The sequence below is a fragment of the Vallitalea maricola genome, assembly GCF_036985595.1.
In the GTDB taxonomy this organism is placed as follows: Bacteria; Bacillota; Clostridia; order Lachnospirales; family Vallitaleaceae; genus Vallitalea; species Vallitalea maricola.
This window is the reverse complement of the sequence record NZ_BTPU01000291.1, coordinates 1-207: the sequence shown is the minus strand read 5'-3', so window position 1 is coordinate 207 and position 207 is coordinate 1. Positions and strand designations below refer to the sequence as shown.

The following is a 207-nucleotide window of genomic DNA, read 5'->3' as shown; positions in this document are numbered from 1 at the left end:
TTGCTATATAAAATAAAAATAATACATTTCTTCCTTTGAACTCACATTTTGAAAAACCATAAGCAGCAAAAGAACTGGTAAATAACTGAATTAATGTTATTATTACTGTTAATTTTGTTGTATTAAACACAAATAGTCCAAAAGGAATCTTAGTCCAGATTGTTATGTAATTCTTCCATTGTGGATTCCACGAAATCCACAATGGAA

Annotated in this window: 1 pseudogene; it reads right to left on the bottom strand. The window is 27.5% G+C overall.

From position 1 onward, the window contains the following. A pseudogene (locus tag AACQ14_RS24130) lies at positions 1-207 on the bottom strand (carbohydrate ABC transporter permease); the annotation flags it as partial.